Raw genomic sequence first — 9390 nt, 5'->3', positions numbered from 1 at the left:
GTTGGGTGCGGGTGGGGGGTGGCTGGTCGCGCAGTTCCCCGCGCCCCTAAAAGACGTGCTGTTGCCCGCGCCCCTGAAAGCCGTGCTCTTGCCCGCGCCCCTGAAGACCGCGCCGTTCCCCGTGCCCCTTAAGAGCGCGCCGTTCCCCGCGCCTCTCTCGGGGCTCTCCCCCCTTACCTCTGCAGTACCGACAAGTCCTGTTCCGCGTTCGGGACCGCCACTGTGCCGCGGTCGTCCTGGAGGGGCTGGATGGTGAAGCCGGGGACGCCGTCGGTTGTGGTTTCGAGCATGCGGGAGGCGTGGACGGGGCCGCCGGAGACCGGCTCGACCGTCAGGGCGTAGGTGCCCTTCAGGCCGCTCGGGACGGGTGCGGGCACGTTCTCGGTCGTGCCGGACTTGATCGTGTATGTCTTGGTCGTCGGCGTGCCGCCCTGACTGCCTGCCGACGCCGTGACCTTGACCTCCGCGGTGCGCCCCGGCGCGGTGAGCGCGAGGGTGACGCCCTTGGAGCGGTTGTCGGCGACGCTCGCGCGCTGGCCCACCTCCCGGCTCCCCGCGATGAACGCCGTCTCCTGCTTGGCGCCCTTGCCGCGCACCACCCGCACGGCGGCCACCACGGGCACCGACCCGTCCGTCGGCGTCAGCACCAGGGAGCCCGCCTCACCCCGTGTGACGTCACCGAGGTCCGCGGCCGCCGTCATGCCGGCCTTCACGTGCAGCGTCTCGTTGCCGGCGGGAGTGATCGGGCCGGAGGGAGAGGTGAGCCGGATCTTCAGGTCGGCGTCCCGCTCGCCCGGTGCGAAGGCGACCAGGCGTACGGACGTCGCGTCCTTCGGAATGCCGGGGATCACCACGCTCCTCGCGGGATCGGCCGAGGGAGCCAGCCAGTCGCCGCCCGCCTTCTCGTCCAGCGCCTGGACGGCCGCGGCGACCCGGCCGCTGCGCACGCTCACGTGCACGGTCAGGTCGTTCTCCGCCTTTTCCGTGAGCGTGGACAGCAGCACCGGCTCGCTGGAGTGCGGCTTGACCGCGATGCCCTCCCCCACGGTCGTCTTGAGGGCACCGTCCTTGCCGTACAGCTCGATGTCGACGACGGCGGCGGAGTCGTCCGGGTTCGTCAGGTGGACGTAGTCCGTGCGGCCGGCCGCGGTGCTGGCGCCCGGGAACCAGAACTCGGTGTCCGGAGCGGTGCAGTTGGTGCCGAGCAGACCGCGTCCGGTGCCCACGGATACCTCGGTGGTCTCCTGGACCGTCCAGCCGGGCGCGAACGTCCCCTCGGCGAGCCCGATCAGCGCGGGTGCCTCGGCTCCGTCGGCGCTGCCGGTGACGGGCTTGCCCGGTTCCTTCGGCTCCAGGACGGGCTTCGTGGCCTTGCCGGTCTTCTTGCCACCGCTGTCGCCGTCCGCCGAGTCCTCGCCCGCCGCCGCGAGTTCGGCCTTCCCCTTGTCCCCGGTCCCCTTGGTGACGGGCGTGAAGGAGGTGTACGCGGTCTCCGCGAGGTCCGACGTGCTCGGCTGGGGGCAGAGCAGGCTCGTGCGCTCCACGGGCAGCTGGGCGGCCGCCTTGGCCGTGCCGTCGCCTGAGGCCCCGGGCGCGGTGAGCGCGGCGAAGCCGGTGACGGCGGCGAGCGCGGTCGCGCCGGCGATCAGGGACAGGGTCGTGCGGTTCACTGCTGGCTCCCGTCGGGGCGCTCACTGTCGGGGCGTTGCGACGGGTCGTACGTCGCGTCGTAGCCCTGGGTGTACGTCTGGTCGTACGACGCGGTCGTGCCCCCGTAGGCGTAAGGGTCGTACTGGCCGCCCTGTTGGGTGCCCTCCTGGTACGGGTCCGCCTGGTAGGTCTGGTCGTACGTGCCCGCCGGGTACTGCTGGGTGCCCTGGTACGGGTCGTGTCCGTAGGCGCTGTAGTCGGTGTCCGCGTAGCCCTGGGTGTCCCATGTGCCGTAGGACTGCTGCTGCGGGACGGCGGCCGCTGCCGGGGCCTCCTCCGGAGGAGGAGGCATGGCGGTGGTCTGGTCGGTCCCGGCCGCGCTCTCGGCCTCCGCCTCGGCCTGGGCCCGCAGGCGGCGGGCGCGGCGGCCGTCGCCGGTGATGTCCTGCGCGGGGACGACGGGCTCCTCGGGGAGGTCGTCGTCGACGTCGCGGCGGCGGCCCGGCAGGGCGAGGACCACGAGGACGACGGCGAGCGCGCCCTGTGCCCACAGCCAGCCGGTGTGGCTCATGGGGGCCTCGTAGGTGACGTCCAGCGTGCCGCCGTTCGGGGGCAGTTCGAAGCCCTGGGCCCAGCCGTCGACGGTGGTGCCGGTGAGCGGCTTGCCGTCCAGGGTGGCGGTCCATCCCTCGCCGGCGGTGTCGGCGAGGCGCAGGACACGGCCCGATCCGCCGTCGGGGACGGTGGTGTGGATGTCGACGGGGCCGGCCGCGATGGGCTGCGGGTCGCCGGAGCCGGAGACGATGGTGGCGCGGGCGACCTGCCGGTCCAGGCGCCACAGTGCGCTGCCGTCCTGCTGGCTGAGCCGGGTGAGGCCCGGTGTGGCGTCCAGGACGCGGCTGACCTCGCGGGGCGCGCCCTTGCGGACGAGGACGTAGCGCACGGCGAATCCGCCGAGTTCGTCGGCCTGGTCGGCGCCGGAGCCCGCCACGAGGTTGGCGACGACCTTGTCGAGCAGCTTGTTCTCGCCTCCCGCCGCCGCGAGTTCGGCGTCGCCCATGCGGGCGCCGGAGCCCCGGACGAGGGTGTAGCCGACCTGGGCGCCGGAGTCGCTGTCTAGGACCAGGGTGCGGGCCTGGTCGCGGGTGCCGCTCTCCTCGGCTACGAACGCGGGCACTTGCACCGGGTCGCGTCGTTCCAGGGGTCCGTCGGCGCCGCGGATCATCCACCCGGCGGCGATCAGCAGGGGGCCTGCCGCCGCGGCGAACGCGATGAGCGCGGCCACCGGCTGGCGCCAGCCGAAGCTCTGCTCGGCCACGCGTGAGCGTGCCCCGTCGGCTCCGAGCGCGGCGGCGGCCAGCAGCGCGATGCCGTACACGAGGGTGGCGGGTCCGGCCCAGGTGGAGCCGTTCGAGAGGACCGCGAAGACGAGCGCCACCAGGGCGGCGGACCAGGCGGTCCAGATGGGCAACTGCCGCTCGGAGCGCAGCAGGGCGGCCAGGGCGGCCAGTACGACACCGATGAGCATCAGTCCGCTGACCGTGCCGGGTCCGCCGGGGCTGGCGCCGAGGAGGTCGGTGGCGGAGGCCGTGCTCTCCCCGTACCCCAGACCGGCCTCCCTGAAGAAGCCGAACGGCAGCAGGGTCAGCGACCAGGGGGCGAGGACCAGCAGGGGGGTGCCGAGTTGGGCGAGGAAGCGGAGTCCGTAGGCGGTGATGTCGCCGCGGCGCAGCACCAGGAGCCCGAGGCCGAGGACCAGCGCGATGGGCCACACGATCGGGGTGAACGCGGTGGCGATGGTCAGCAGCAGCGCGTACGCCCAGGTGGCGCGCCAGCTTCCGCGGGCATCCGAGGTGTTCGCGAGACCGCCGGCCGCGGCGCCCGCGCGCGCGATGAGCGGCAGCAGGACCGCGAGGACGGCGGTGCCGATGCGGCCGCCGGCGAGCGCGCCGCTGGCGGCGGGCAGGAAGGCGTACGCGACGGCCGCCCACGCGCGCAGCAGCCGCGACTCGACGAGCGGGCGTGAGGCGAAGTACGCGGTGAACCCGGCGAGCGGCACGGAGGCCACGAGCAGCACGGTGACCGCGAGCCCGGTGGAACCCAGCAGCAGCGAGGCGAGCATGGCGACGAGCGCGAGGTACGGCGGTGCGGACTGGGTGTCGCCCGCGCCCACCGGATGCCAGCCGTCGAGGTAACGCGCCCACAGTGCGGAGGCGTCGGCGGGGGCGGGCAGCAGCGCGCCGCCCGCGAGCGCGCCACCGCCGAGGAGTTCACGGCAGGCGACGAGCGAGACGAGCAGGAGGACGGCGAAGAGCACCGGCCCCGGCTTGCGGGCGACGCGCTTGAGGCGGGCGAACTGCTCGACCTGGAGGAAGTCGGCGTCGTCGCCACCGGGTCCGGACTCGACCGCGCCACCGTGCCGGCCGGCGGAGGAGGACTCGGGGTCGGAGCGGCCCATCAGGTTGCCGGCGACCTGTTCGACGGTGGCTCGAACGGTCGCGCCGGGGGGCGGGAACAGGGGGCGCAGCTCGCCCTTGTCGAGCTGTGGGCGGCCGCGTCGGCGGCGGCCCGCGATGATCCGCTCCGGACGCAGCAGGGTCCCCAGCAGGCCCCGGATCTCGTCGACGGCCTGTCCGGGGACCTTGCCGACGAGGTAGGCGAGGGTCCGCAGCAGGGTGCCGAGCACGATCCGGACCAGCACCCACGGCAGCTGTGCCGTACGCGCGTTGACGAGCAGGGTGTAGACGGCGCCGGCCTTGTCGACCATGTGCGGCGAGGCGGCGCTGCGGCCGACGCAGTCGACGGTGCGGCGCTCGCGGGAGGCCGCCTCGGCGTGCCGTACGACCGCTTCGGGGGCGACGAGGACGCGGTGCCCGGCGGCCGTGGCGCGCCAGCACAGGTCGACGTCGTCACGCATCAGGGGCAGTCGGCGGTCGAAGCCGCCGAGTTGTTCGAAGACGTCGCGGCGGATCAGCATGCCGGCCGTGGAGACGGCGAGGGTGGGCTTGACGTGGTCGTGCTGGCCCTGGTCCTGCTCGCGGCGGTCGAGGCCGGTCCAGCGGCGGCCGGAGTTGGCGATGGTGACGCCGACTTCGAGGAGCTGGCGGCGGTCGTACCAGCCGCGGAGCTTGGGGCCGACGACGGCGACGTCGTCCCGGCCGAGCTCTCGCTCGTTCTCGACGGCCCTCAACAGCTGGGCGAGCGCGTCGGGTTCCGGGGCGCAGTCGTCGTGCAGCAGCCACAGCCACTGGACGGGCTCGCCGTGCGGGAGCTCGGGCATGTCGTAGGCGTCGTCGCGCCAGGTGCGGGTGACCGGGTCCCAGCCGCTGGGGCGCTTGAGGTAGGGCAGGTCGTCCGGGGTGAGCTCACCCGCGGTGCGGTTGGCCTCGTCGACGGCCTGGCCGAAACCGGTGCGCCGGGCGAGATGGAGGACCCGGTCGGCGCCGAGGGCGTCGGTGAGCAGCGGGGCGGAGTCGTCCGCGCTGCCGGTGTCGGCCGCCATGACGTTCTGCACGGGGCGCTCCTGGCCGAGCAGCCCGGCGAGCGCGTCGGGCAGCCAGCGGGCGCCGTCGTGGGCGACGAGCACCGCCGTCACCACGTGGCGCGGAAACTCTGGGGTGGCAGCGTCGTGGTGGGCTGCCGTGTGGCTGTGCACGGACATCGAGGTACGGGCCCCGGTTCGCTGGACTGCGGTCGACGCCTGTGTCCTGCGGGGACAGCGGGACGTCTCGGACGAGCGACCACACTAACGGCTGGGCAGCACGGCGGCCCGCCGCCTGTGGACAACCCAGCCGCGACGGGCCGAACGTTACGTAAGGGTGTGTGCTGTTTGGTCAGCGGTGTTCACGCGCGTGGGTGGCTGGTTCCGGCCGGTCCGCCGTCCGTTTCGGGCCCTCGTTCACGTGCGGTTGTTCTCAGACGGCGGCCTTCTTCAGGCGGCGGCGCTCGCGCTCCGACAGACCGCCCCAGATGCCGAACCGCTCGTCGTTGGCGAGCGCGTATTCGAGGCACTCGGAGCGGACCTCGCAGGCGAGGCAGACCTTCTTGGCCTCGCGGGTCGAGCCGCCCTTCTCGGGGAAGAAGGACTCGGGATCGGTCTGGGCGCAGAGCGCGCGCTCCTGCCAGCCGAGTTCCTCGTCCGCGTCGTCGACCAGCAGTTGCTGCACGAGCTCGGTCATGTGCGCCCCTCGTCTGTCTTTCGCGTCCCCGTGGTGCTGCCGTTACCGATTTCGGCTGAACGACACGAGTGAAATTACAAGTGTGCGGCTACGGGCGAGTCAAGCCGGAATCTGCTAATGAGCCCCTTATTCACTCTGCGGAACCAAGGCTATGCGGAAAGTGTTCAAATCGGCATAAACCATGACAGCCAGCAGGGACCCCCGGTGCGCCTCCCTCCCATACGAGAGAGGACGTCCAGAAGTTCGATCTCGTTGCGGTCCGGACACCGAAGCCGCCGATTGCCGTCCGAATCTCGACACTCATCACAGGACCCGTACACCCGTGTGATCCGCCTGGTGTCCCGGAAAGCGGCTGCACAAACCTTTCACTGGCCAGGTGGACCGGATGAGGTGAAACATCTCCCACATATCGGGCGTCAAGTTGACAGCCGAAGTGTGAACCGGTGTCCTTGTGGGCATGCTCGCGAACTTGGCACTCACCTCGACCCGCTCCGCCGGGTTCCTCGGTGCTGCCCGCGCTCGCTGTAGCTGTTGCTGTTCCAGCTGTTGAGCCCAACGCGCTCCGGCTGCCACTGAGCCCGCACCGGGCTCGGCCGCTGTTCCCTCCGCCCGCACCAGGGCGCACTCAACGCCCGCGACCCGGGCGATGGTCTTCGACACCCAGCCATCCCCCACACTTCCGCCGAGGAACCACCCCACCCCATGAACAGCGACAGCGACCTCCAGATCGCCGGCGACATCCTCGAAGTACCGCACCTCCTACAGGCCCCGCGCGAGCACCCGGCCACCGTGGCCGAGTTCGCCGGTCTCGCCCGCTCCATCGCCGCCGACCGCTCCCAGTGGGAGCACCTCGTCCGGTACGACGCGACCTCCCGCTGGTACCACCGGCTGCGCACCGGGCCCGGCTACGAGGTGTGGCTGCTGTCCTGGGTGCCCGGACAGGGCAGCGGGCTGCACGGCCACGGCGACTCCTCCGGCGTGCTCACCGTCCTCGGCGGCGCCCTGACCGAGCGCACCGAGCGCGGCACGCGCGCCCTCGACGCCGGCGCGCAGCGCGTGTTCGCGCCCGGGTATGTGCACGAGGTCGTGAATGACGCACTCGAACCGGCGGTCAGCCTGCACGTCTACTTCCCGGGGCTGACGGAGATGCCGATGCACGGGGCGCACTCGGCCCGGTGCGCGTCCGTGGCGCCGTCCGTGCCCCCGTCCGCCGAGGTGACTGCCTGACGCGTTGTCGTAGGCGCCTGCAAGACTTCCCACCCGTCGCCCGACCACCACCCCTCAACGAGTCAGCCTGGCGGCTGACACACTGTTTCAATGCGCATTGTGGTTCTGGCAGGCGGCATCGGTGGTGCCCGGTTCCTGCGTGGTCTCAAGCAGGCCGCGCCGGACGCGGACGTCACCGTCATCGGCAACACCGGGGACGACATCCACCTCTTCGGGCTGAAGGTCTGCCCGGACCTCGACACGGTGATGTACACGCTCGGCGGCGGTATCAACGAGGAACAGGGCTGGGGCCGGGCCGACGAGACCTTCCACCTCAAGGAGGAGCTCGCGGCGTACGGGGTGGGACCGGACTGGTTCGGGCTCGGGGACCGGGACTTCGCCACGCACATCGTGCGCACCCAGATGCTGAGCGCCGGCTATCCGCTGAGCGCGGTCACCGAGGCGCTGTGCGACCGGTGGAAGCCCGGAGTGCGGCTCATCCCGATGTCCGACGACCGCATCGAGACCCATGTCGCGGTCACCCTGCCCGACAACGGTGCCTCCCCGGACTCCGGGGAGCGCAAGGCGGTCCACTTCCAGGAGTACTGGGTACGGCTGCGCGCCTCCGTGCCGGCCGAGGCGATCGTGCCGGTGGGCGCGGAGCAGGCCAAGCCCGCGCCCGGTGTCCTGGAGGCCATCGCCGAGGCGGACGTGGTGCTCTTCCCGCCCTCCAACCCCGTCGTGTCCATCGGCACGATCCTCGCCGTGCCCGGCATCCGTGAGGGGATCGCCGAGGCCGGAGTGCCGGTCGTCGGCCTGTCCCCCATCGTCGGGGACGCGCCCGTGCGGGGCATGGCCGACAAGGTGCTGGCCGCCGTCGGCGTCGAGTCCACGGCAGCGGCCGTCGCCGAGCACTACGGGCCGGGGCTGCTGGACGGGTGGCTGGTCGACACGGTGGACGCGGGCTCGGCGGAGCGCGTCGAGGCCGCCGGGATCCGGTGCCGGGCCGTGCCGCTGATGATGACGGACCTGGACGCGACGGCACAGATGGCCCGCGAGGCGCTGACGCTGGCGGAGGAGGTGCGGGGCGCTTGAGCAGCGAGTCTCCGAGAGGCACCGGCAGCGATGTGTCGAGCGCCGCTCCCGGTTACCGCGTGTGGGCCGTTCCCGGGTTGCCCGAGGTACAGCGGGGCGACGACCTCGCCAAGCTGATCGCCGCCGCCGAGCCGGGGCTCGCCGACGGGGACGTACTCCTCGTCACCTCGAAGATCGTGTCCAAGGCCGAGGGCCGGGTCGTCGAGGCCACCGACCGCGAGGCCGCGATCGACGCCGAGACCGTACGGGTCGTGGCGCGCCGCGGGCCACTGAGGATCGTGGAGAACCGGCAGGGACTGATCATGGCCGCCGCCGGGGTCGACGCCTCCAACACCCCGTCCGGGACCGTGCTGTTGCTGCCCGAGGACCCGGACGCGTCCGCGCGGGCCATACGGGACGGGCTGCGGGACGCGCTGGGCATCGACGTCGGCGTCCTCGTCACCGACACGTTCGGGCGGCCGTGGCGCACGGGGCTGACGGACGTCGCCATCGGGGCCGCGGGCGTGCGCGTGCTCGACGATCTGCGCGGCGGGACCGACGCGCACGGCAATCCGCTCAGCGCCACCGTCGTCGCGACCGCCGACGAGCTGGCCTCCGCCGGGGACCTGGTGAAGGGCAAGGCCACCGGGCTGCCCGTCGCCGTCGTGCGCGGTCTGGCACACATGGTGTCCGGGGACTACGGCGACGGAGCGCGGGCGATCGTGCGCGGCGCACGGGACGACATGTTCCGGCTCGGGACGTCGGAGGCCGTACGGGAGGCCGTGACCCAGCGGCGCACCGTACGGGCGTTCACCGACGAGCCCGTCGACCCCGGTGCCGTACGGCGTGCCGTGGCCGCGGCCGTCACCGCGCCCGCGCCGCACCACACCACTCCGTGGCGGTTCGTGCTGCTGGAGTCGCAGGAGGCGCGCACCGGACTGCTGGACGCCATGCGGGACGCGTGGATCGCGGATCTGCGGCGGGACGGCAAGAGCGAGGAGTCCATCGCCAAGCGGGTGCGGCGGGGGGACGTGCTGCGGAACGCGCCGTATCTGGTGGTGCCCTGTCTCGTCATGGACGGGTCCCATACATATGGCGACGCCCGGCGGGACGAGGCCGAGCGGGAGATGTTCGTGGTCGCCGCCGGGGCCGGGGTGCAGAACTTCCTGGTGGCACTGACCGGGGAGCGGCTGGGCTCGGCGTGGGTGTCGTCGACGATGTTCTGCCGGGATGTCGTACGGGACGTGCTGGGGCTGCCGGAGGGGTGGGATCCGATGGGGGC

The 9390-nt window shown here is 72.6% G+C and carries 6 protein-coding genes; 3 read left to right on the top strand and 3 right to left on the bottom strand.

Annotated features, from left to right (window positions below; translation table 11 throughout):
- Positions 1 to 173: 173 nt before the first annotated feature.
- From FNH08_RS35525 to FNH08_RS35515, 3 genes are all read right to left on the bottom strand, one after another.
- Positions 174 to 1670 (bottom strand): DUF5719 family protein, encoded by a 1497-nt coding sequence (locus FNH08_RS35525; protein WP_322726025.1) that lies wholly within the window; start codon positions 1668 to 1670, stop codon positions 174 to 176.
- Positions 1667 to 5311, bottom strand: a complete 3645-nt coding sequence (locus FNH08_RS35520; RefSeq protein WP_152775643.1) for a glycosyltransferase family 2 protein — start codon at positions 5309 to 5311, stop codon at positions 1667 to 1669. The genes FNH08_RS35525 and FNH08_RS35520 overlap by 4 nt, the downstream gene beginning before the upstream one ends.
- 253 nt (positions 5312 to 5564) lie before the next feature.
- Entirely contained in the window at positions 5565 to 5828 is a 264-nt protein-coding gene (locus FNH08_RS35515; RefSeq protein WP_003975777.1) for a WhiB family transcriptional regulator, read from the bottom strand.
- A 702-nt stretch (positions 5829 to 6530) separates the two neighbouring features.
- On the opposite strand from FNH08_RS35515, the gene FNH08_RS35505 reads away from it, so the two are divergent.
- The 3 genes from FNH08_RS35505 to FNH08_RS35495 form a co-directional block, all read left to right on the top strand.
- Positions 6531 to 7055 carry a cysteine dioxygenase gene (locus FNH08_RS35505; protein ID WP_152775642.1) on the top strand — a complete coding sequence of 175 codons (525 nt, stop codon included), beginning with the start codon at positions 6531 to 6533 and terminating at the stop codon, positions 7053 to 7055.
- A 90-nt stretch (positions 7056 to 7145) separates the two neighbouring features.
- Positions 7146 to 8129, top strand: a complete 984-nt coding sequence (gene cofD / locus FNH08_RS35500; protein WP_152775641.1) for a 2-phospho-L-lactate transferase — start codon at positions 7146 to 7148, stop codon at positions 8127 to 8129.
- A partial coding sequence (locus FNH08_RS35495) for a coenzyme F420-0:L-glutamate ligase (RefSeq protein WP_152775640.1) occupies positions 8126 to 9390 on the top strand: 1265 nt, incomplete at its 3' end. The genes cofD and FNH08_RS35495, both read left to right, overlap by 4 nt.

Origin of the sequence: Streptomyces spongiae (assembly GCF_009377185.1) — a bacterium.
In the GTDB taxonomy this organism is placed as follows: domain Bacteria; phylum Actinomycetota; class Actinomycetes; order Streptomycetales; family Streptomycetaceae; genus Streptomyces; species Streptomyces spongiae.
This window is presented reverse-complemented; position numbering and strand designations above follow the sequence as displayed.